Genomic DNA, 21,787 nt, shown 5'->3' with positions numbered 1-21,787 from the left:
GGCGATTACTCCTTACCCAAAGCGTCGACGATTTTCAGACGCATGGCGTTGAGGGCCGGCACAAAGCCGGTGACGAGTCCGAAACCGATCATGAGCAAGAGCGCCTGGAGCCAGGTCTCTCTTGAAACGCCCAGTCCGGGCAATTGGCCGCCTGCGACCTCGGCGATCCCGCCGAGCATGAGCACCGCGACCCCCAATCCCAGCAGCCCTCCCACAAGGCTCAAAAGCACCGATTCCGACAGCACATGGGTGAAGATGCGCGAGGATGAGAAGCCAAGCGTCTTCATCACGCCCACTTCCTTGGTCCGCTCATTGATGGCCATCACCATGGTGGTGCCCACGATCATCAAAATGGTGGCGAAAGCGGCGCTGACGACGAGGCTCAGGATCAATCCGATATTGCCCAGCTGTTCGACAAACGCCTGGGAGAACGCGGCTTCAGTAGTGGTTTCGGTTTCAGCCGGCGAATTGGCGAACATGTCGTCAATGCGCTGAGACACCGCATCATTGATCACCGGGTCGCCCGTTAGCATGATCATCCAGCCGATCTGGTCACGATTGAACGCCAGCGCTTCGTTATAATAGTCGTACTGCATCAAGAGATAATTGGTCGGGATGTCCTGGTCTTCAGTGGTCATGATCGCGCAGACCTCCACATCCCAGGCGCTGGAGCTGTCGTTCTGACGCCAGATGTTCGAGCTGAGCGGGAAGCGGTCTCCGACGCTCCACTCATACTGCTCGGCGAGATCAGCCCCGACAGCGACACAGTCGCGTCGCTCAGAGAGAGCGGCGCGCTGATCTGCGGGCATTTCCAGCTCGGGATAGACGACCAGATAGCTGTCCATATCCACGACGAAGGATTGCACGAAATTGCGCACATCCTGGAAATAGCCGCCAAACCAGGACGCATGCGTGATGGCTTGCACGCCGTCCACACCTTGAACCCGGCCCCAATAGGCGAAGGGCATGCTTTGGGTGAAATTGATCTTGTTCACGGTCACCAGGCGGTCCGCCCGCGACAGCTCTTCAGACGAGTTGAGCACCCGGTCGATGGAAGCGAGTGCGCCGAAAATCAGGAAGGCCGTCATGATCGAGAGGATCAGCAGGATCGCGCGGGTTTTCTTCCTGAACAGGGATTTGCGTATCAGCGTGAGGTCATTCATGCCATCGCTCCGGATTCAATGAAGCGGCCCTTATCCAGATGCAATTCGCGGCGAGCGTATTTGGCGGCCGCCGGGTCGTGGGTCACCATGACGATGGTCTTGCCCAGCTCGGAATTCAGAAGCTGAAGCGTCTCTAGGATTTCGTCGGCCGTGGTGCGATCAAGATCGCCCGTCGGCTCGTCACACAGCAGCACATCCGGGTCAGCCACCAGAGCGCGGGCGATGGCGACACGCTGCTGCTGACCGCCCGAGAGCTGGCGGGGCCGGTGCTTGGCGCGTTCGGCGAGCTTGACCACTTCAAGAGCGGTTTGCACCCGGCGCTTGCGCTCCTTGCCGGACAGGTTCGTCAGCAGCAGCGGCAGCTCCACATTCTGGGCCGCCGTCAGGGTCGGCATCAGATTATAGAACTGGAAGATGAAACCCACATGGCTAGAGCGCCATTTGGCGAGTTTGGCCTGGCTGAGATTGTCGATCCGAAGACCGTTGCAGACAACCTGTCCGCCCGAGGGCTTGTCGATGCCGCCCAGAAGATTGAGCAAGGTCGTCTTGCCAGAGCCTGACGGCCCCATGATCGCGATGAAATCGCCGCGATTGATGGTCATCGTCAGGTCTTCAAAGATCGCGACGCTTTCTTTGCCGCGCGTGTAACGCTTGGAGAGGTTCGTCAGTTCGTAAAGCACGTCGGTCATGATCTGTCCCTATCGCCTGGTGCTGAGATCGGTGTTCAGTCTTGTTCGAGAAACGTCACGCGGGCGGCCATGTCCGGCAAAACCCGGTCATCGCGTTCACCCAGGGCGACGCGGACTCGAATGGTGGCGCGCGCCCGGTCCGCCGTCGGAATGATGGCTTCCACATGAGCGGGAATGCGCCAGTCAGGATAAGCGTCCAGAATGGCCTCGACGCTTTGGCCGGCGCGCACGCGCTGGATCTGGCCTTCATTGACATCCACTTCCAGCTCCAGGCTGTCCATGTCGACCAGGGTCGCGATGCCGGTCCGGGTGAAGCCGCCGCCCGCTGACACGGGTGAGAGGATTTCTCCCACCTGAGCGTTCTTGGCGATCACCACACCCCCAAATGGCGCACGCACCACATGACGGTCTACATAATCGCGCTGACTGCGCACACGCACGCGGGCGGCGGCAAGGTCCGCGCGCGCCGCGCTGAGTTGAGCTTGCAGGCTGTCGACCTGAGCCTGTTCAGCGGTCCGCCGTGAATCGGTGGCGTAGCCAGAATTGATGAGTTGTTCTGTACGGGTCAGCTGTGTACGCGCTTCGGTCACCTGCGCAGAGAACGATTGCGCGCGTTCGGCGGCGGCGGCTTGTTGAGCTTCATACAGGTCGAGATCGATGCGGGCGCGATCATCATCAAGATAAGCGAGCACCTCGCCCTCCTCCACGACTGCCCCTTCTTCAATGAGCACATCGCGAATGCGTCCTGTGATTTCCGCTGAGACCGTCGCCTGCCGACGCGCCACCACATAGCCTGACGCCACAAGTCCGGAGCTGGGCGTCGGACGGGGTGACGCCACTGGGTCTGCAGCAGGTGTTGTTTGCACTGTTTCTGCGTTGGTTTGAGCGCTCTGCGCCACCATTGACGGCGCGGGTTCGGTTCTGGGAGTGAGGAACCAAGCCGCGCCAGCGCCGCCGCCGCCCGCCAGGACGATTGCGATCAACAGCGCCGCCCATCCCGGACCGCCTGAGGCGTGCGTGTCCTCGGCTCGCTCTATGGTGAGAGAGTGCAATTGCTCTTTACGGTCATCATTCATTCGTCTCGTCCCCTGTGCGCCATTCGCGCGAGCAGTGTACCATTTCCCGTCTCGGGCGCCGAAAACAGGCGCGGCCCAAATCATTGCGCCTATGCTTCATCAATAGTCGCAGCGTTCGATCACGCGTTAGTGACAGGTGTCACCCGACGCACAATCCGTTCAATGCGCCAAAAATAATCAGGCTTGAGTGTTGCGTTGCAGCAAGGCCCGTGTCAGAGCACGCAGCTTGCTTGCAGCCCTAAGGCGCAACACTGTCTCATCCAGCCGGGATCTATCGTGATGGTCAAAGCCACTCTTACTGCGCTTGTGGAGCGTCTTTCGCTGACTGAGCAGGACGCAAACCTGTCGCTGACCAATCCTAACCGACTGAAAACCGAAGTGCTGGCCGGCCTGACGGTGGCGCTGGCGCTGGTGCCCGAAGCGGTGGCCTTCGCGTTTGTCGCGGGCGTCCATCCTTTGGTGGGGCTTTATGCAGCGTTTATCGTCGGCCTGATCACCGCGGTGTTCGGCGGCCGTCCGGGCATGATCTCAGGCGCAACGGGCGCGCTTGCGGTCGTTATGGTGGCGCTGGTGGCCGAGCATGGCGTTGAATACCTGTTCGCGACCGTGGTGCTGATGGGCGTGCTGCAGCTCGGGGCCGGCATTTTCAAGCTGGGCAAGTTTATTCGACTGGTGCCGACCCCGGTAATGTTGGGCTTTGTGAATGGCCTCGCCATCGTGATTTTCCTAGCCCAGCTGAGCCAGTTTCAGGTGCCGGGATCCGACCATGGCGGCGGCGGGCATGGTCTGGCGGGCGGCGACTGGCTGACGGGCGTCCCGCTGATGGTGATGCTCGGACTGACGGCGCTGACCATGCTGATCATCTGGGGCCTGCCGAAATTCACCAAGGCGATTCCCGCCCCGCTCGCCGGTATCGGCATCACCGCCGCCATCGTGATCGGGTTCGGACTTGAAGCGCCGCGCGTCGGCGACCTCGCCAGCATCCAAGGTGGTCTTCCCGGCTTCCATATTCCGACTGTGCCTCTCAACTTCGAAACGCTGAAGATCATTTTCCCCTATGCGCTGGTTCTGGCCGCCATTGGCCTGATCGAAAGCCTTCTGACGTTGAACCTTGTGGGCGAACTGACGGGCAAACGTGGCGGCGCATCCCAGGAATGCGTGGCTCAAGGCGCAGCGAACGTTGTGACAGGATTCTTCGGCGGCATGGGCGGTTGCGCGATGATCGGCCAGTCCATGATCAATGTGCAATCAGGCGCGCGCACGCGTCTGGCCGCCATCATGGCGGCGCTGTTCTTGCTGAGCTTCATCCTGTTCGGCGCACCGCTGATCGAGCAGATCCCCCTCGCCGCACTGACGGGCGTGATGTTCATGGTTGTGATCGGCACGTTCGCGTGGAACTCGCTGCGGATCATGTTCAAGATCCCGCGCTCTGACGCGCTGGTGATCGTTCTGGTGACGGTGGTGACCGTTCAGTACGACCTGGCTGTGGCGGTCGTCGCCGGCGTGATTGTCTCCGCGCTGGTCTATGCGTGGCGCTCAGCCAAGCGCCTGCACATCTCAGCCCATGACAGCCATACGGTGCCCGGCGCGAAAACCTATGAACTGGACGGTCCGCTGTTTTTCGCTTCGACCGACAATTTCAGCGAGCTCTTTGACATCGAGAACGACCCAGATGTGGTGATCGTGGACTTCAAGCGCTCGCGTGTGGTCGACCAGTCCGCCTTGCAGGCGATTGAAGATCTGGCGATGAAGTACGAGACGAGCGGCAAAGAGCTTCGCCTGCGCCATCTGTCACGCGACTGCCATCAGCTGCTGACGAAAGCCGGTCAGCTGATGATCGATTCAGATGATGACCCGGAGTATCAGATCGCGACCGATTATTCGGTGAAGACCGGCGCATTCGGCGGCGGTCACTAAGCCCGTTATCGGGCCAACCGCCCCATCAGCCAGTACAGCGCGTCATGGCGCTCTTCAAACAGGCGCATTTCCACGGCGCCGCCGCCTGTGGGGAAGAACCGTGTCCAGGCGTCGACGGGTTCGCGGATGCTGTCCTTCACCCCATAAAACGCATTGAACTGGCGCGTACGGGACTTGTCGCCGAAATCGCGCGCGCGTTGATTGGCGAAGCTGACGAGATCAGCGGAAGTCAGTGTGATCTCTTCAACCTCGGTAAGATTGATCAAGGTCCGGCCCTGGTTTGAGATCGGGCCTGTCTGCATATAGGCCATGGCCTCGCGAACGGCCTCAACATCCATGCAGGTCGGATAGACGACTTCCAAAAGGTCGCGTTCTTCGTCGAAGACGAAACGCAGCCGTCCCTGCCCTTCACTATCGCCTGACATGATTGCCCCCGTCCCTCCCGCCATGGCGACCCCGGTAGGACTCGAACCTACAACCGTCGGATTAGAAGTCCGGTGCTCTATCCAGTTGAGCTACGGGGCCTGACCGTCACCCTCATTAGAACGGAACGCCGCATCCTGTGAAGACACGGCGTTACGGGAAAGGGCGATGCGGAGGTCTGATTGGGGCGTTAGCGGCCTAGTGAGACCAGGGTTCTTTACGATCCGCATCGAAATTGGCGGCGTAGGTTTTGATCTTGCGCGGGGTTTCTCGCACGTCGCGGACCTGGAACGCGATGCCGTAACGCTGGGCGTAAGACACAGCGGCGTCCTTGGTGTCGAAATGAAGATGGATCTGACGGCGCGTATCGCCGCTGGACGCCCAGCCCATCAAGGGGTCGGGACGCTTGGCCATGGCCGGTTCAAACTCCAGAACCCAGTCCTGAGACTTGGCGCGGCCTGACTGCATGGCGGTTTTTGAAGGGCGGTAGATCTTCGCGAACATGATTCTCGTCCAGACTTGGCTGTCGACAGTCCTGTCTCACCCAAAGCTTCCTAAAAAGCCCTGAAGATAATGGTCGGGGCGGCAAGATTCGAACTTGCGACCCTCTGGTCCCAAACCAGATGCGCTACCAGGCTGCGCTACGCCCCGACATGCAAATCGTTTAGGGGGCTGCGCCGTCTGGCGCAAGCTCCCTAGCGCTGCGGATCTGTTTCTTCCGCAGTGTCATCGGCCGCGATCCCGGTCTCTTCGTCCGAGACATTGCCGAACAACGGGTGACGCACCAGGTCGCCCGGTTCGATGCCCAGCTCCAACGTGCGTCCGCCATTGAGCTCCACCACCGCGATCACGCGATAGTCTGACGACATGGGACGCCGGGAAAACGGCTGCGCCCCTGTGACGATCTTGGCGATCTCGCCATTGGCCCGCACATAGAGAATGTCGAGCGGGATGATGGTGTTCTCCATCCAGATCGAGATGAAGTCCTCACGCCCGAAATCAAACAGCATGCCCGCATCGGGATCCATGGAGTCGCGGTGCATCAGACCGCGCTCACGAGAATCATCGGTGTTTGCGACCTCAACCGTGAAGGTGTGCGATCCGAAATCCCCTTCGATGGTCAGCGGGTCAGGGCCGCCATACTCAACGACAGCGTCAGGCGCGGTGGGGTCGACAGACTGCGCCAGGGCGCAGCCGGCGGAGCCGAAACCGACAAGTGCGGCGGCAGCCAGGGCAAGAATGCGAGTTCCGATCATCATGGGCGGCAAGCTAGCTCCGCCCGCCTTTGCGCGCAATCTCTCAACGCGCCTGTAGACGGTCTGAAAATCAGAAATTGTCTTGCACCGCACAAATCACTTGCAGCTGGGCGCTCAACACGGTTTTTTGCGCGCCAACATTCGCGTTTCGCTGGAGGACTATTCGTGCGCATTGATAAAATCAGCGCCGGCGTGAACCCGCCTGAAGACATCAACGTCATCATCGAGGTTCCCGTCGGCGGCCAACCGGTCAAGTACGAGCTGGATAAAGACTCAGGCACGGTGTTCGTCGACCGCTTCCTGCACACCCCGATGCGCTATCCGTGCAATTACGGCTTCATGCCGCACACCCTGTCTGACGATGGCGATCCCATCGATGTGATGGTGCTGGGTCAGACCGAGCTGGTGCCGGGCTGCGTCGTGCGCGCCCGTCCGATCGGCGTGCTGATGATGGAAGACGAGAGCGGTCAGGACGAAAAAATCCTCGCAGCGCCGCACGCCAAGCTGACCCCGTTCTATGACGACATCAAAGACTTCAACGATGTCCACGGCGCTCAGCTGGCGCGGATCACGCACTTCTTTGAGCACTACAAGGATCTTGAGCCCAATAAATGGGTGAAGGTTCAGGGCTGGCACGGCGTCGAGCGCGCCCGCGAGATGATCACGGCCGCCATGGAGCGCGCCAAGAAGGCCTAAGCCCTCTTGCCAATGAATACTTGAAGACGGCGCATGGGTCTCTCGTGCGCCGTTTTTCATGCGTACGCCGTAAAGTCACGTCCTTACGCTGACGCTGTTCTGAGACGATCGTGAAGGGAGGCGACGCGCGTGGCAGGCCCTAGGGGAATCGAACCCCTCTTTCCAGGTTGAAAACCTGGCGTCCTAACCGATAGACGAAGGGCCCGCAGCGCGTCGGGAGCGGTCGTATACCGGTCCCCATAGTGTGTGGCAAGCGACCATTTACAGGCTGCGTCCGCCAGGTGCAGAACTGAAGACATTTGGCCTGAAACAGTCTGCTCAAAAAAGAAAAACCGCCACAAGGGCGGTCAGTCCGTTTTGATTATCACACCGATGGCAGGCCCTAGGGGAATCGAACCCCTCTTTCCAGGTTGAAAACCTGGCGTCCTAACCGATAGACGAAGGGCCCGCATCGGTGTGGAGGCGGTGATATATCTGTCCCGGCGATGTCATGCAAGCATGTCTGTGTAGGTTTTACAGCAATCGGTGCAGATCGTTTCAGTCCGCCTTGGCCAGATCTTCCAGGTGCAGTTCCGCCTTGCGGCCATAGCGATTATCTTCGGCTTTCAACTTGCCCGCCACGTGCCACAGCCCGTCGGGACCATTGAGCAAGGCCTGCCCCATCGGACCGTCGGCGGTGCGAAAGCTGATTCCGGTCAGACGTCCGCCGCCCGGCGATTCAAAGGAGAAACGCACATGATCGGTCCCGACCCGTTGCGCATAACTGCGCCGCAGGGAGGAGAACGCGAATCGCGGCTCAGGATTGCCCGCCCCATAGGGCGCAGCGGCGGACAGGGCCTCGCAAAACTCAAAACTCACGGCAGACGGGCTGACCACGGCGTCCACCTGATAGGTGCGCGCTTCATCCGCCCTCGCCCATTCACCCTTGAGCGTGTCAGACAGAAATTCAGTCAGCTCGCCAATTCGCGACACCTGGATCGTCAGGCCGCAGGCCATGGCGTGACCGCCTCCCGCTTCCAAAAGTCCCGCTTCGCGCGCCGCCGCCACCGCGCCGCCCAGATTGACCCCGGCGCAGGAGCGACCGGAGCCTTTGCCCAGCCCCGTTTCAGGATCAATGCCGATAACGATGGCGGGGCGATTGAAGCGTTCCTTGATCCGCCCTGCGACAATGCCGATGACGCCGGGATGCCAATGGTCGCCCGAAGCGACGAGGATAGACGTGTCATCTGCGATGGATTGCGCTTCGACCTGGGCCTGCGCCTGCTCCAAAACATCAGATTCAATCGCCCGGCGTTCCGCGTTGAGCGCATCCAGCGTCTGGGCGATGTGAGCGGCCTCGGCCGGATCGGTCGTCATCATCAGGCGCGCGCCAAGATCTGACTGCCCCACACGGCCGCCTGCATTGATGCGCGGTCCCAACAGGAAGCCCGCATGATAGGGCGAGGCCGGCCCTGTGACGCCCGCAGCCGCGGCCAAAGCCGCCATGCCGGGACGCGACCACGCGCTCATTACTTTCAGCCCCTGGGTGACGATCGCGCGATTGACCCCTGTCAGCGGCACCACATCACAGATCGTTCCAAGCGCGGCGAGATCCGCGTAGTCGAGGATGTTGGGCTCGGCTTGATCCTTGAAAGCGCAGCGTTTGCGCCCTTCCCGGTTCAACGCCGCCAGCAGAACGAACGTCACGCCCGCCGCGGCCAGATGCCCGCAGCCAGAGGCGTCGCCAGGCTGGTTGGGGTTGACCAAAGCGTCAGCCGGGGGAATTTCCCCCTCCATCAGGTGGTGATCAATCACCACCACAGGCAGATCCATCTTGTGCGCCGCCGTCAGCGGGCCGACGGACGCCGCTCCGCAATCAAGCGTGATTACCAGACGGGCGCCCTGCTCCTTGAGATGTTTGAGCGCCGGAGCGTTCGGGCCATAGCCCTCCTCAATCCGGTCAGGCACGTAAATGATGGGTTCTGCGCCTAGAGCCCGCAACCAGCCGCCAAGCTGGGCGGCGGAGGTGGCGCCGTCCACATCATAATCTGCGAACAGAGCAATGCGATCGCCGGCCTCAACGGCGTCCCAGATGCGCACCGCGGCCTCGTTCATGCCTTTCAGGCTGGTCGGATCGGGAAAGCTGTCGCGCAGTTTGGGGGCGAGGAAAGCCGGGGCGGTGTCAGCGGTCAGTCCACGCGCCGCCATCAACCGCGCCAGAGCGTCAGAGACGCCCGTAGCGCGGGTGATCGCCTGTATGGCTGCGTCGTCAGCCGCTTTCAGCCGCCAGGTGCGCCCGCCCAAAGAGTGGCGGACCCCGAAAAGCGGCTCGGCGGTCATCGGGCTCAAGACTGGTGCGGGCGCCGGGTGGTGATGACGCGGCGCAGCCCGGACGCGGACGAGAAGACGAGGGATTGCGTCTCGACATACCCTGAACCGAACGTGACGCCGGAGACCATCTCGCCATGGGTCACGCCCGTCGCGATGAACAGGCAATCCTGAGACGCGAGCTCGTTGAGATCATATTTGCGATCGAGATCAGCAATCCCGACGCGCTTGGCGCGTTCGCGTTCGTCGTCCGTCCGGAAATACAGACGCCCTTGCATCTGGCCGCCCAGGCATTTCAGCGCCGCTGCGCTCAACACGCCTTCAGGCGCGCCGCCACGGCCGATATAGATGTCCGCTTCGCCGTCTGCGGCGTTGATGCACCCGGCGACATCGCCGTCGGTGATGAAGTTGACGCGCGCGCCAGTGGAACGGATCGACTCGATGATGTCTTCATGGCGTTCACGATCCAGCACGCAGGCGGTCATGTCAGACGGAGCGACGCCCTTTGATTTTGCGAGCGCTTTGACATTGTCCGCCGGGCTGGCGTCCAGATCGATGACGCCTTCAGGATATCCCGCGCCAATGGCGATCTTGTCCATATAAGTGTCAGGCGCATTGAGCAGGCCGCCACGCGGCGCCAGAGCCAGCACGGCCAGGGCGTTCGCCATGCCTTTTGCGGTCAGGCTGGTGCCTTCCAGCGGATCCAGGGCGATGTCGATTTCAGGCCCCTCGCCCGTTCCCACTTCTTCACCGATGTAGAGCATGGGCGCTTCGTCGCGCTCGCCTTCGCCGATGACGATGCGGCCTTTCATCTCGGTCGCATTCAGCCCGGTGCGCATGGCGTCCACAGCGGCCTGGTCGGCGGCGATCTTGTCGCCCCGTCCCACGAGGGCGGAGGCGGCGATCGCGGCCATTTCAGCCGCATTCAGCGCGCCAGTGACAAGACGATCGAGGGCGAAACCATCGGACATGGAGAGTCTTCCTTCAGGCAATCTGGAGTAAATCGGTGTTTATTGAGGCGGTTGCGTGCGCGCACGCTGTTCGGCGGCGTAGCGTTCAGAATCAGGATCAGGACCGCGTAGAGCCTGGCCATCTGCAAGCACGGCGCGTCCACTTTCAATGACGTCAGCTTCCTGTGCGCGCATTGAGGTGCGTTCATCGGCGGACAGGCGCAAGGTCGGCACGAAAACCGGCGCCTCATGAGGCGGTTGCGCCGCCAAAGCCTCATCCGTCCAGCGGGGATCTTGCCGGGCTGGCGCCATCATGCAGCCAGCGAGGAACAAGGGCGTCAGAAGAAGAAGTGTTTTTTTCAGTGTCATGAGCTTGCAGCGACCTCCTGACCGGTGGACGCGGTCGTGGCTTTCTATACGCTTTGTCCCGTGGCTGTCACCCACTGTAAGGAGTCCGGGCGAATGACAACGCGCAAATCATCTTCCAAGTCCTCTGACGGATCGCAAACCGAACCGAAAAAGACAGCGACTCCGAAATCCGCCGCCTCCAACGCGAAGAAGCCGGCAAGCAAGCGGGCTCCCAAAGCCTCCGCCGCCAAGGCTAAAGCCAAGAGCAGAACTGAAGCTGACGCGTCGCAAGCGCCAAAGCAAGATCAGCTGGACGAACATTTGAGCCATATGCCGCAAGCGTATCTGGAGAAGCTGGACGAAATTTCGCGCAATGTGCTCAAGGCCTCATTGGGCGGCCAGAAACTCTTGAGTGAACGCGTGCGCCGATCGCTGGAAGGCGATCCGTCCATGATGCCGCAGGCTGATCCGCTTCACGCCAATCCCGAAGTGCTGAACACTTGGGAGCATATCCTGTCTGACCCTGAATTGCTCATGCAGTCCCAGGCGGACCTATACGCGGGATATCTGGATCTATGGTCGAACGCCACGCGTCGTATGATGAGCGGTGAAGTCCCGGACCCGGTGATAAAACCGGACCCAGCTGACAAACGCTGGAAGTCTGACGCCTGGCGCGAACATCCGCTGTTTGACGCCATGAAGCAGTCCTATCTGCTCAATCAGCGGTTCCTGATGGGCCTGGTGGATGGCGCGAAGGGCGTGGATGAAGCGACCAAACGCAAGGTCCAGTTCCTGACCCAACAATTGGTGGACGCCCTCGCACCGACCAATTTCGCCCTCACCAACCCCGATGTGCTGGAAGAAATTGTCAAGACAAAGGGCGAGAACCTCACGCGCGGCCTGATGCGTCTGGTGGAAGACCTGGAACGCGGCGAGGGTCGCCTGGCGCTCAGCCAGACTGACATGACCGGGTTTGAAGTCGGCATGGACCTCGCCACGACGCCCGGCCAGGTTGTTTACCGCAACCGGGTCATGGAACTGATCCAGTACGCGCCTGCCACAGAACAGGTTCGCAAGCGTCCCTTGCTGATCGCACCGCCATGGATCAACAAGTTCTATATTCTCGATCTGCGCCCGCAGAGCTCGATGATCCGCTGGCTGACCGAACAGGGCTTCACGGTTTTCCTGATTTCATGGGTCAACCCTGACGCCGCGATGAAAGACGTGACCTTCCAGGACTATATCAAAGAGGGATTGTTCCAGTCCCTTGAAGTGATTGAAGAGGTGACTGGCGAACGTCAGGTGGACACGGTCGGCTATTGCATTGGCGGAACCATGCTGGGGACAGCGCTGGCCTGGATGGCGGCCGAGCACGATGACCGCATCGCCTCCGCGACCTTCTTTGCGGCCCAGCATGACTTCAAGCTGGCTGGCGACCTGCTCGTCTTCGCGGATGAAGAATGGATCGCCGAAATCTCGCGCCTGATGGATACACAGGGCGGCGTACTGGACGGCCGCACCATGGCGGACACGTTCAACATGCTGCGCTCCAACGATCTGGTCTGGTCGTTCGTGATCAAGAACTACCTCTTGGGCCGCGAGCCACAGGCGTTTGATCTTCTGTACTGGAACGCCGATCAGACTCGCATGCCCAAGGCGCTGCATCTGTTTTATCTGAACGCGTTCTATCGCCAGAACTTGCTCGCGCAAGGCAAGCTGGAGCTGGATAGCCATGTGCTGAACATGAAAGACATCCAGATCCCGATCTTCATGCAGGCGAGCCAGAAAGACCATATCGCGCCAGCTGATAGCGTGTACCGATCGGCGCGCCTGTTCGGCGGTCCGGTGGAATACATGATGGCCGGTTCAGGTCATATCGCCGGCGTGGTGAACCATCCCGACGCCCAGAAATATCAGCATTGGGTCAATACCAAGCTGCCTGAAACGCGCGAAGACTGGATGAAGGATGCGGTCGAGCATCCTGGCTCCTGGTGGCCGCACTGGCGTGACTGGCTGATGGCGCTCAGTGATGAAATGGTTCCCGCCCGGCAACCGGGCGGCGGCGTCAGAGAGCCGCTCTGCCCGGCGCCGGGGGAGTACGTGAAAGTTCGAAGCTAGAGCGAAGGCTTTCTGGCGATGACAAAAACGGTCGGCGCTTTTGCTGGCCGATGGCTGTAGGCGATTTCAAATCCTGCCTGCCGCATTTCGTCGATCAGTCGCGCCTCTCGGAAGATCTGAAAATCCGGCCAGCCGCGAAACAGACGCATGATCGGTTTGATCAGCGCCAGGAACCACATCCCGTCTCCCAGACAGGCTGTGCTGGTGATGAACGCCCCGCCTGGTTTGAGCAGATCATAACTCTGCGTCATCACTTCGCGCCTATTGGGCAGGAGGTGCAGGACGTTCAGCCCCAACACCACGTCAAAGCTCTCATTGGGTTCTGCCAGGTCTGCAACGTCGACAGCCTGAAACCGCACATTGTCCACACCGGCCTCAGCCGCCCGTTCAAGCGCGATCTCGATCATGCCGTCAGACAAATCCGTCGCGATGATATCTTTGACGAAGGGCGCGTGAAGCAGAGCGGTGGACCCGGTGCCGCAGCCAAACTCAAGCACGCGCGAGTCGGGCGTAAAGCATTCGCGCGTCTTTTCGAGCTTGTGTTGATAGGTCGCTTCATCGGCGATGGGATCGGCGGCGTATTTGCGCGCAATGCGATCCCAGAAGGCTTTATCGTTCGACATGGAGAGGTCCTGACCGTCTTTATAGTATTATTGTCCTCTCGATAGCGAAGTCTCCCCTATTTGGATATTGAGTAAATAAGCGCATCTGATATACGCAAATCAATGAAGTGGTCAGCCCTCGATTATGACTGGAACCAGGTGCGGGCCTTCGTCGCCACAGCGCGGGAAGGCTCTTTCTCCGCCGCCTCCAGAGCTTTGGGGCTCACGCAACCCACATTATCGCGGCAGGTCAGCGGTTTGGAAGCGCGGCTGGGCGTGACCTTGTTTGAACGCGGCAAACGCTCAATGGCCCTGACCCAAGCCGGCGCGGCGATGCTGGAACCTGCTGAAATCATGCTCGATGGCGCCTTCGCCCTCTCGCTCGCTGCTGATGGACAGGCGTCCACTTTGCAGGGCGTCGTCACCATCACGGCGACAAGCCTCATCGCCATGCAGCACCTGCCCCCGGTTGTGGCCCGGTTGCGGCGCATCGCCCCGGATCTGCAGCTTGATGTGATCGCCTCCAATTCAGTGCAAGATTTGAAACGCCGTGAAGCCGATATCGCCATTCGGCACGTTCGGCCTGAACAAGACGATCTGATCGGTAAGCTGGTATGTGAGCACGCTGCGGGTCTGTTTGCATCGCCGGACTATCTGGACCGCGCCGGTCGTCCACTCACCCTTGCTGAGCTTGAAGGGCACGATTTTATCGGTTTTGACGACGCGGATCGCTCGTTTGAGTATTATGAGGACATAGGGATCACGGTGCCCAAAGACCGGATGCAAGTGCGCAGCGGCTATGGTGAAGTGCTGGTGTCGCTAACCCGAGAAGGTCTTGGCATATGCATTCTGCCCTGCGGAACATATTGCGAGGGACTTGAGCGCGTATTGCCTGAGGCTGTGAACATCCAGTTCCCGGTCTGGCTGGTGACGCATCGGGAATTGCAAACCAATCCGCGCATTCGGCTTGTCTTTGATCATCTGACCTCAGCGCTTCAACACGAAGTCGATGAAACGACAGTGTCACACTCCTCACCTAAAGTGTGATGAGAGCGTTATGTAATAACACCGCACTTCAGGAGCCTCTCATGTCTCTGTCACGTCGCAGCTTTCTCTCGAACGCCGCCGCCATCAGCACCGCCTTCAGCGCCCTGCCTTTGCTGAACGCCCGCGCGCTGGCGCAAGGCTCTGCCGCCTATATCAATCAGGTCCAGGGTTATGGCGATCTGCACTCCGATCCGAACGGGCTGTTCGATCTTCCGGCCGGGTTTGATTACGTGACGTTGTCGGAAACCGGTGAGCCCATGGATGACGGCCTGATCGTGCCGGGCGACCATGACGGCACGGCCTGCTTCCCCGGGCTGGAAGACGGTCAGGTCATTCTGGTCCGCAACCACGAGCTCTCTCCCGACCAGATTAATGAATCCCCTTTCGGTCCGGACGGCGGCGGGCTCGCCCGGATCGACGCCGGCAAACTCTATGATCATGAAGAAGGCGGTCTGACGCATCTGGGCGGCACCACCACACTCCATGTGGATCTGGCCACACGCCGCGTCGTCCGCCAGTTCCTGTCGCTGGGCGGCACAGAACGCAATTGTGCAGGCGGACCGACGCCCTGGGGCAGCTGGATCACGTGCGAGGAAAGCCTGACGCAAGCCGGCGCAGGCTATGGGCTGCGCGATCATGGTTATGCGTTTGAAGTGCCCTCTCAGGCGATGGGGCTTGTGACCGCCGAACCTCTGACCGCCATGGGCCGGTTCAACCGTGAAGCGTGCGCGATCGATCCACGCACCAATATTGTTTATCAGACCGAAGATGCGCGCCCGTCCTTGATCACGCGTTTCCTGCCTGAAGTCGGTGATGAACTGCATCAGGGCGGTCGCTTGCAGGCGCTCGTCGTTCGCGGTCGTCCAAGCCTGAACACGCATAACTGGGACGCCGACGCGCAGACGGTTGATGTGGGCGAAACACTGGCGTGCGAATGGATTGATGTGGATGGCGTCGACAACCCGCACAATGATCTCGCCAGCCGCCTTGTGGACGCTGGCGCTGCGAACTTCACCCGCGGGGAAGGCATGTGGTTTGGTGATGGCGAGATGTTTTTCTGCTGCACCGATGGCGGCCCAGAACGCATCGGTCAGATCTGGCGCTACCGCCCCTCGCCCGACGAAGGACAATCGGGCGAAGCCGACCAGCCCGGCGAACTGACCTTGCTGGTCCAGACGACCGACCAGCGCATCTTGGAAAAGTGCGACAACATCACTGTCGCGCCCTGGGGTGATCTGATCGTGGTCGAGGATGGCCGCAACGAGCAGTTCATTCGCGGCGTCACGCCGGATGGCCGCGTCTATACGATCGGCCGCAACGCCGCGTCTGACGCCGAGGGCGATTATAGCGAGATCACCGGTCCCTGCTTCTCTCCCGACGGCTCAACCTTGTTCTTCAATGTCCAGAACGGCCCGGGCCGGACCTTTGCGGTGAAAGGCCCCTGGCAGACGCGATCGCTTGCAGCGGTCTAGAGCTGCGCGTCTCAGGGTGTGCGAAACAGGCGTGGGCAGAATTACTGCCCACGCCGCCGCCCTTTGTATTTAGTAGAGCGTGATGCGGTGTAGTTCGCGGCGATGGCCTTCATAGCCGCCGGTCGCCTTGTGAACGACGCTGCGATTGTCCCACATGACCAGCATGTCCTTTTGCCATTTCTGGGCGAAGACGAATTCTTCTCGTGACTGCCAGGCGTTGAGCTCCAGGATCAGGTCGAGCGCGGTCTTGTCGTCCACGCCCTCAAAGCCGATCAGATAGCCGATTCCGCTGAGAAACCCGCGACGGCCCGTTTCAGGATGAATGGGCGCGAGCGGGTGTGTGTAACGAATGTGGGCGGCTTCTTCGGACGGGCGAATATCCATGGCGCCGTTTTTCGTTACATCGCCATAGGCGCCCTGAAGAGAATACCCCATGACCGGGGAATGGATCGCTTTGAGATCTGCGAACCGGGCGCGCATCTCGTCGGGCATGGCGTCAAAGGACAGATGCTGGTTGGAAAACAGCGTGTCGCCGCCCCGGGGCGGAATATCGAGGCTGTAGAGCACGGTCCCCTTGGGCGGATACGCGAGAAAGCTCCAGTCTGAATGCCAGTGCTCGGCGAAGATCGGGTTGGTGTCGCTGGCTTCGCGTTTCACGGCGGCGATATGGGTTCGGCCCGGAATGGGATTGAAATACGGATCCTCGCCAAACTGGCCAAACTGAAGGGAAAAGGCTTCAAGTTCGTCGTCGTCGAGTTTCTGATCGGGAAAAGCGAGCACATGATGATCCAGCCAGGCCGTTTGTATCTCCGCGATCTCGCTGTCTGAGAGCGGCTTTGACAAATCCACGCCGCGCACCTCTGCGCCACAGGACCCGCCGCTGGGCGTCACCTCGATCATGATCTCTCCTCCCGTTTTATGTTTTGGGAGATGAGAGCATGAGCGCCGCGATCATGAAAGCGCAGCGCGAACGAAAAAGGGCGGCCCAAATGAGCCGCCCTTCCCCAAAGTCGATTTGAAAACCGTCTTAGCGCTTCGAGAACTGGAAGCTACGACGGGCTTTCTTACGGCCGTATTTCTTACGCTCAACCACACGGGAGTCGCGGGTGAGGAAGCCGCCAGCCTTGAGCACGCCGCGCAGGGAGGGCTCAAAATAGGTCAGCGCACGGGAGATGCCGTGACGAACCGCGCCAGCTTGACCAGACAGGCCGCCGCCTTTGACCGTGCAATACACGTCAAATGCGTCAACGCGTTCAGCCGTTTCGAACGGTTGGGCGATCAGCATGCGCAGAACCGGACGTGCGAAATACACTTCCTGTTCGCGGCCATTGACGATGATCTTGCCGGAGCCCGGCTTGATCCAAACGCGCGCCGTGGCGTCTTTACGACGACCGGTCGCGTAAGCGCGGCCGAATTCGTCGATTTTCGGTTCGGCGAGCACTTGCTCTTCCGGAGCTTCCGGAACGATTTCAGAACCTGCATCCTGCAGTGCAGACTTCAGGTCTTCCAGGGAACGAGCTTCATCAGCCATGTTCATTAGCCCCGCGCGTTCTTGGTGTTCATGGACTTGAAGTCGATGACTTCAGGATTTTGTGCTTCATGCGGATGCTCCGCGCCAGCGTAAACGCGCAGTTTGGTGAACTGCCCGCGCGCCAGGGAGCTATCCTTGGGAAGCATGCGCTTAACGGCCATCTCGACCACGCGCTCAGGGAAACGGCCTTCCAGCACTTTACGCGGAGAGGTTTCCTTGATGCCGCCCGGGTGACCGGTGTGGCGATAATAGCGCTTGTCTTGGAATTTACGGCCCGTGAACACCACCTTGTCAGCGTTGATGACAACCACATGGTCGCCCGTATCAACGTGAGGGGTGAATTCAGGACGGTGTTTGCCGCGGAGACGCGTGGCGATGTACGCTGCAAGGCGGCCGACAACGGCGCCTTCTGCGTCAATCACGACCCACTTTTTCTCAACGTCCGCGGGCTTGGCGGTAAAGGTCTTCATCGCTCTGCCTTGGTGTCCGTTCGCCATGACAGGGCCCATCCCCGTCACGAAGGTGAGCGGCTTCTACGCGGACCAAACAGTCGCGTCAACACCTGTTGTGAAGTTGACTGTTTTTCAGCCACTTACGGATAAGGTATTCAGTTACCGCATCCTTTGGGCGTTGCGGAGGTCTGATAGGCTGCACGCGTCATGTGACGGCGTCATGGATTGAATATAGTGTGCGCTCACACACAATTTCGCCTGTTCATCTCTGAGGCTGATCATGACCGCACGTCGCTCCCGCCTACTCCTCACCGCAGCCCTGTCCGGCGGACTGTTCTGGATGGCGGGCTGTGAAGCGCCGGAAGAAACCGATGATGGCGCGGCTTCGTCCCAGGAAACCCGGAGCGCGATCGTTACGGGTGCGTTTGAGTCTGCGGGTCGCGCTGAATCGCTTTTGTTCCTGCCCAATGCGGATGCGCCCTGGACGGGCTTGCTGGCGGCGTCCCTGTCGGGCGGCGGTTTTGACATCTTCAATGTCGACGGCCAGGTGCTGATCAGCGCCGGCGGCCCGCAATTGCGCGGCCTCGCCGGCGTGCCTGATTTCGCCTTACGCGGCGAGACCTTTCCGATGCTGTTTGGCGTTGATGATCTGGGCATGCTGCGCAGCTTCGTCGTGGTGCGCGAAACCCGTGAAGTGATCGAGCTGCCGCTGGAGTCGGAAGCAAGCCTGTCCACCGCTGCGGGCGTCTGCCTGTATGATCAGGGGATCGGATATGTGGAGCTGGCGCTATTGGGCGAAGACTCGTCCGCCCAGCTCGTACGCATCCGGGATGCAGGCGGCGACGGCCTGACCCTTGAGCCTCGGGAGGCGCGCGCTCTGCCCTTCCCGGCCCGGTCTTGCGCGGCGGCGAATGATGATCTTCTGGTCGCGGGACCGACCGCAGGGCTTTCACGCGTCTCACCGAGCGGCGAGCAATCCGCATTTGCGGCCGGTCTGTCAGTGGCGGACGTGGCCTATACCGAGCTCTTGGGACGCCCCGTCGCGCTGGTCGCTTCGTCCCAAACCGGTCTTGTCTCGGTTTATGACGCACGTACGCTGGATCTGATCACGGACGTTCAGTTTGAAGACGGGTTCAGCGCCCCGGCCTTTGTCCGGCCCACCGCGCTCGCGGTCACCGAAGACAATTATGGCGGCATGGCGTTTTCGAGCGGGATCCTGGCGACTTATGACGCGGCGGATTCGCGGATCAAGCTGGTCGCTCGCGAAGTCCTGTCTCGGACGGTGGTGAACCCGGACGACGCCTAGCGCGTCGTTTCGGGCTCAACCGGAAGCGCGCCACGCGCCGCCGTCCAGGCCAGCCCGCCGCTGGCCAGGAACAGGATGATCGCGCCCGCCTGGTGCATCAACGACAGCGAGAGCGGCGCCACATAGATCAGGGTGACGATGCCCAGCACGACTTGAACGATCAAGGCGACCGCCACGACCTGCCCCATGCGCTTGAGCTCGGGCGCCGGGCTTTTGATCACCGTCCAGCAGAGCCACAGCCCACCTGCCAGCAGAATATAAGCGAACCAGCGATGCTGGAATTGCACCGCCGGGCGGCTCTCAAAAATCGCCTGCCAGAACGGCATGCCGCTGAGATAGTCATCGGGGATCAGCTGGCCCTGAAAGCCCGGCCAGGTGTTGAAAATCCGGCCTGCATCGAGCCCTGCGACAAACGCGCCGAGCGCGATCTGCACCAGCACCGCAGCCCAGAAGATCCAGGCCCATCTGAAAAGCCGGGACCGGGTCAGCGCTTTCGCCTGGCCATAGCGCAGTTCCAAAGCGGTCCAGAGCGTCAGCCCCAGAATGATGAAGGCCATGCTCAGATGCGTGGCCAGCCGGTACTGGCTGACATCCAGCCGGTCTACGAGCCCAGAGGACACCATCCACCAGCCGATCGCGCCTTGAAGCCCGCCCAGGCCGAACAGCACCCACAAACGCGGCAGCAAACGGCGCGGCGCCTGACGGGTGGCCAGAAAGAAGACGAAGGGCGCAAAATAGACGAGACCCAGCGTTCGACCCAGCTGACGATGGCCCCACTCCCACCAATAGATGAACTGGAACTCGGCCATGCTCATGCCGCGGTTCTGTTCCTGGTATTCGGGGATCTGGCGATATTTTTCGAGTTCGGCTTCCCAGCCCGCTTCCGTCAGCGGTGGGAGCGCGCCGGTGATCGGCTGCCATTCGGTGATCGACAGCCCTGAATCCGTCAGGCGTGTCGCTCCGCCCACAACGATCATGGAGCAGACAAACAACCCCACCACGACCAGCCACCAGAACATGCCGCGATGCGTATCAGCGGCGGTGAAAGGCTTGGGTAAGGCGTGCGCAGTCATTTCAGATCCTGATCGAACCAGTCGTCTGATTAGCTACATATCTGACAGACGCCCGGGGGCAAGGCGTCCGTGCGGCGAATGGTCAGTGCATGAGGTATTCGATCAGGACTGGTCAGAAACTGCTTAGCGCCTTACCTTTCTACCAAACGCAAGGGAGGAGCGCATCATGTCGCTTGAGAATTTCCGCAAGGAAACAAAAGATTGGCTCCAGGCCAACTGTCCTGAGAGCATGCGTCAGCCGATCCGGTCCGAAGCCGATATCTGCTGGGGCGGTCGCAATTGGACCTTCGCCAGCGAAGATCAGAAACTCTGGCTTGAGCGTATGGCCGAACGCGGCTGGACCGTGCCGACCTGGCCGACAGAATATGGCGGCGGTGGCCTGAGTAAAGACGAAGCCTTTGTCCTTAAAGAGGAAATGAAGGCGATCAACGCTCGTTCACCGCTGGACAGCTTCGGCATCTGGATGCTTGGCCCGGCGCTGCTGAAATATGGCACCCATGAGCAGAAGCTGAAATTCCTGCCGCCGATCGCTCGTGGTGAAATTCGCTGGTGTCAGGGCTATTCAGAACCGGGCGCCGGCTCCGACCTCGTCTCCCTGCGCACCAAGGGCGTGCTGGACGGCGATCATTACACCGTCAATGGTCAGAAAGTCTGGACGTCTTACGCCGATCAGTCTGACTGGATCTTCGCGCTGGTTCGCACCGAAGCGGATGCGCCGAAATATAACGGCATCTCCTTCTTGCTCATCGACATGGACCAGCCGGGCGTCACCACCAAGCCCATCAAACTGATTTCAGGCAAGTCGCCCTTCTGCGAGACCTTCTTTGATGACGCCAGGGCTCTGGTGGATAACCGCGTCGGTAATGCCGGCCAGGGCTGGGAAATCGCCAAATACCTGCTCAGCCACGAACGCGCCGGCATTGTGTCTGAAGCCGCCTTTGGCGGGCTGAACCCGGTCACCGCCGCGCATCAGTCCGGTGAAGTCGAGGCGGACGGCACAATGTCTGACCCGATCCTGCGCGGCGATGTGGCGCGCCTGACCATTGATGGTCTGGCGTTTGAAGCCACCATGCGCCGGGTCAAGGAAGAGGCCGACCATGGCGAAGGCGTCGGCGCTCGTGCATCCTTGCTCAAATATATGGGCACCGAGCTCAACAAGCGCCGCAACGAGCTGAACATGTCCGCTCTGGGCTCTGACGGACTATTGTGGGAAGGCGAGAAGGATAGCGATGGCGATCCGGCCCGCTCCTGGTTGCGCTCGCGCGCCAACTCCATCGAGGGCGGCACCAGCGAAATCAACCTCAACATTGTCGCCAAGCGCGTTTTGAACCTGCCGGGCGCGTAAGCCGCGTCTTCCAGAG

21 protein-coding genes and 4 tRNA genes are annotated in these 21,787 nt (G+C 60.6%); 7 read left to right on the top strand and 18 right to left on the bottom strand.

The genetic code is table 11. The features are described 5' to 3' along the window. Window positions 1-5: 5 nt before the first annotated feature. Genes ACQ66J_RS14230 through ACQ66J_RS14220 form a run of 3 tightly spaced genes read right to left on the bottom strand, consistent with a single transcriptional unit; the run spans window position 6 to window position 2,928 of the window. Window positions 6-1,163, bottom strand: coding sequence for an ABC transporter permease (locus ACQ66J_RS14230; RefSeq protein WP_430432138.1), 1,158 nt, complete (start codon window positions 1,161-1,163; stop codon window positions 6-8). Then, the gene (locus ACQ66J_RS14225) at window positions 1,160-1,852 is read right to left on the bottom strand and encodes an ABC transporter ATP-binding protein (protein WP_375549092.1); all 693 of its coding nucleotides are present in this window, start codon (window positions 1,850-1,852) and stop codon (window positions 1,160-1,162) included. The genes ACQ66J_RS14230 and ACQ66J_RS14225 overlap by 4 nt, the downstream gene beginning before the upstream one ends. 35 nt (window positions 1,853-1,887) lie before the next feature. Then, window positions 1,888-2,928, bottom strand: coding sequence for an efflux RND transporter periplasmic adaptor subunit (locus tag ACQ66J_RS14220; RefSeq protein WP_430432137.1), 1,041 nt, complete (start codon window positions 2,926-2,928; stop codon window positions 1,888-1,890). 279 nt (window positions 2,929-3,207) lie between these two features. Here ACQ66J_RS14220 and ACQ66J_RS14215 point away from each other — a divergent pair, with 279 nt between their 5' ends. Beyond that, entirely contained in the window at window positions 3,208-4,845 is a 1,638-nt protein-coding gene (locus ACQ66J_RS14215; RefSeq protein WP_430432136.1) for a SulP family inorganic anion transporter, read from the top strand. A 5-nt stretch (window positions 4,846-4,850) separates the two neighbouring features. Here ACQ66J_RS14215 and ACQ66J_RS14210 read toward each other — a convergent pair whose 3' ends face one another. From ACQ66J_RS14210 to ACQ66J_RS14190, 5 genes are all read right to left on the bottom strand, one after another. After that, window positions 4,851-5,270 carry a hypothetical protein gene (locus ACQ66J_RS14210; protein WP_430432135.1) on the bottom strand — a complete coding sequence of 140 codons (420 nt, stop codon included), beginning with the start codon at window positions 5,268-5,270 and terminating at the stop codon, window positions 4,851-4,853. Window positions 5,271-5,293: 23 nt separating this feature from the next. Then, window positions 5,294-5,370, bottom strand: a tRNA-Arg gene (locus ACQ66J_RS14205). 96 nt (window positions 5,371-5,466) lie between these two features. Next, the gene (locus tag ACQ66J_RS14200) at window positions 5,467-5,772 is read right to left on the bottom strand and encodes an ETC complex I subunit (RefSeq protein WP_375549096.1); all 306 of its coding nucleotides are present in this window, start codon (window positions 5,770-5,772) and stop codon (window positions 5,467-5,469) included. 70 nt (window positions 5,773-5,842) lie between these two features. Continuing rightward, window positions 5,843-5,919: transfer RNA gene (locus ACQ66J_RS14195), tRNA-Pro, on the bottom strand. Window positions 5,920-5,963: 44 nt separating this feature from the next. Beyond that, complete coding sequence (locus ACQ66J_RS14190; RefSeq protein ID WP_430432134.1) at window positions 5,964-6,527, bottom strand: DUF192 domain-containing protein; 564 nt, start codon at window positions 6,525-6,527, stop codon at window positions 5,964-5,966. A 162-nt stretch (window positions 6,528-6,689) separates the two neighbouring features. On the opposite strand from ACQ66J_RS14190, the gene ppa reads away from it, so the two are divergent. After that, complete coding sequence (gene ppa / locus ACQ66J_RS14185; RefSeq protein WP_430432133.1) at window positions 6,690-7,220, top strand: inorganic diphosphatase; 531 nt, start codon at window positions 6,690-6,692, stop codon at window positions 7,218-7,220. A 130-nt stretch (window positions 7,221-7,350) separates the two neighbouring features. Here the strand turns inward: ppa and ACQ66J_RS14180 are convergent. The 5 genes from ACQ66J_RS14180 to ACQ66J_RS14160 all read right to left on the bottom strand — a co-directional run bounded on the left by ACQ66J_RS14180 (window position 7,351) and on the right by ACQ66J_RS14160 (window position 10,846). After that, window positions 7,351-7,425: transfer RNA gene (locus ACQ66J_RS14180), tRNA-Glu, on the bottom strand. 168 nt (window positions 7,426-7,593) lie between these two features. After that, window positions 7,594-7,668, bottom strand: a tRNA-Glu gene (locus ACQ66J_RS14175). An 89-nt stretch (window positions 7,669-7,757) separates the two neighbouring features. Beyond that, entirely contained in the window at window positions 7,758-9,539 is a 1,782-nt protein-coding gene (gene recJ, locus ACQ66J_RS14170) for a single-stranded-DNA-specific exonuclease RecJ (protein WP_430432263.1), read from the bottom strand. Window positions 9,540-9,544: 5 nt separating this feature from the next. Continuing rightward, window positions 9,545-10,441, bottom strand: a complete 897-nt coding sequence (gene glpX, locus ACQ66J_RS14165; protein WP_430432262.1) for a class II fructose-bisphosphatase — start codon at window positions 10,439-10,441, stop codon at window positions 9,545-9,547. A 96-nt stretch (window positions 10,442-10,537) separates the two neighbouring features. Further along, window positions 10,538-10,846 (bottom strand): hypothetical protein, encoded by a 309-nt coding sequence (locus ACQ66J_RS14160; protein WP_375549100.1) that lies wholly within the window; start codon window positions 10,844-10,846, stop codon window positions 10,538-10,540. Between the two features lie 93 nt (window positions 10,847-10,939). Here ACQ66J_RS14160 and phaC point away from each other — a divergent pair, with 93 nt between their 5' ends. After that, the gene (phaC, locus tag ACQ66J_RS14155) at window positions 10,940-12,943 is read left to right on the top strand and encodes a class I poly(R)-hydroxyalkanoic acid synthase (RefSeq protein ID WP_430432132.1); all 2,004 of its coding nucleotides are present in this window, start codon (window positions 10,940-10,942) and stop codon (window positions 12,941-12,943) included. Here phaC and ACQ66J_RS14150 read toward each other — a convergent pair. Further along, window positions 12,940-13,566, bottom strand: coding sequence for a class I SAM-dependent methyltransferase (locus tag ACQ66J_RS14150; RefSeq protein WP_430432131.1), 627 nt, complete (start codon window positions 13,564-13,566; stop codon window positions 12,940-12,942). The two genes, phaC and ACQ66J_RS14150, sit on opposite strands and share 4 nt — an antisense overlap. A 102-nt stretch (window positions 13,567-13,668) precedes the next feature. Between ACQ66J_RS14150 and ACQ66J_RS14145 the strand changes: the two genes are divergently transcribed. Together ACQ66J_RS14145 and ACQ66J_RS14140 are read left to right on the top strand one after the other, a co-directional pair. Then, on the top strand, window positions 13,669-14,592 hold the full coding sequence (locus tag ACQ66J_RS14145; protein WP_430432130.1) for a LysR family transcriptional regulator: 924 nt from the start codon (window positions 13,669-13,671) through the stop codon (window positions 14,590-14,592). Window positions 14,593-14,633: 41 nt separating this feature from the next. Then, window positions 14,634-16,064 carry an alkaline phosphatase PhoX gene (locus tag ACQ66J_RS14140; RefSeq protein WP_430432129.1) on the top strand — a complete coding sequence of 477 codons (1,431 nt, stop codon included), beginning with the start codon at window positions 14,634-14,636 and terminating at the stop codon, window positions 16,062-16,064. A gap of 69 nt (window positions 16,065-16,133) precedes the next feature. On the opposite strand, the gene ACQ66J_RS14135 is transcribed toward ACQ66J_RS14140, so the two are convergent. The 3 genes from ACQ66J_RS14135 to rplM all read right to left on the bottom strand — a co-directional run bounded on the left by ACQ66J_RS14135 (window position 16,134) and on the right by rplM (window position 18,065). Beyond that, a complete protein-coding gene (locus tag ACQ66J_RS14135; RefSeq protein WP_430432128.1) occupies window positions 16,134-16,964 on the bottom strand; it encodes a TauD/TfdA dioxygenase family protein in 831 nt (276 codons plus the stop codon). Between the two features lie 127 nt (window positions 16,965-17,091). Continuing rightward, window positions 17,092-17,595, bottom strand: a complete 504-nt coding sequence (gene rpsI, locus ACQ66J_RS14130) for a 30S ribosomal protein S9 (RefSeq protein ID WP_028284845.1) — start codon at window positions 17,593-17,595, stop codon at window positions 17,092-17,094. A gap of 5 nt (window positions 17,596-17,600) precedes the next feature. Beyond that, window positions 17,601-18,065, bottom strand: coding sequence for a 50S ribosomal protein L13 (gene rplM / locus ACQ66J_RS14125; protein ID WP_375550210.1), 465 nt, complete (start codon window positions 18,063-18,065; stop codon window positions 17,601-17,603). Between the two features lie 262 nt (window positions 18,066-18,327). Here rplM and ACQ66J_RS14120 point away from each other — a divergent pair, with 262 nt between their 5' ends. Further along, window positions 18,328-19,353, top strand: coding sequence for a hypothetical protein (locus tag ACQ66J_RS14120; RefSeq protein ID WP_430432127.1), 1,026 nt, complete (start codon window positions 18,328-18,330; stop codon window positions 19,351-19,353). Here the strand turns inward: ACQ66J_RS14120 and ACQ66J_RS14115 are convergent. Further along, entirely contained in the window at window positions 19,350-20,426 is a 1,077-nt protein-coding gene (locus ACQ66J_RS14115) for a COX15/CtaA family protein (RefSeq protein ID WP_430432126.1), read from the bottom strand. The genes ACQ66J_RS14120 and ACQ66J_RS14115 overlap by 4 nt on opposite strands. A 163-nt stretch (window positions 20,427-20,589) precedes the next feature. On the opposite strand from ACQ66J_RS14115, the gene ACQ66J_RS14110 reads away from it, so the two are divergent. Continuing rightward, window positions 20,590-21,771 (top strand): acyl-CoA dehydrogenase family protein, encoded by a 1,182-nt coding sequence (locus tag ACQ66J_RS14110; protein ID WP_430432261.1) that lies wholly within the window; start codon window positions 20,590-20,592, stop codon window positions 21,769-21,771. The last annotated feature ends 16 nt before the right edge of the window (window positions 21,772-21,787 follow it).

The organism is Oceanicaulis sp., from assembly GCF_965284345.1.
GTDB lineage: Bacteria > Pseudomonadota > Alphaproteobacteria > Caulobacterales > Maricaulaceae > Oceanicaulis > Oceanicaulis alexandrii_A.
Note: the sequence above shows the minus strand (reverse complement) of the source record. Positions and strands in the feature narration are given on the sequence as shown.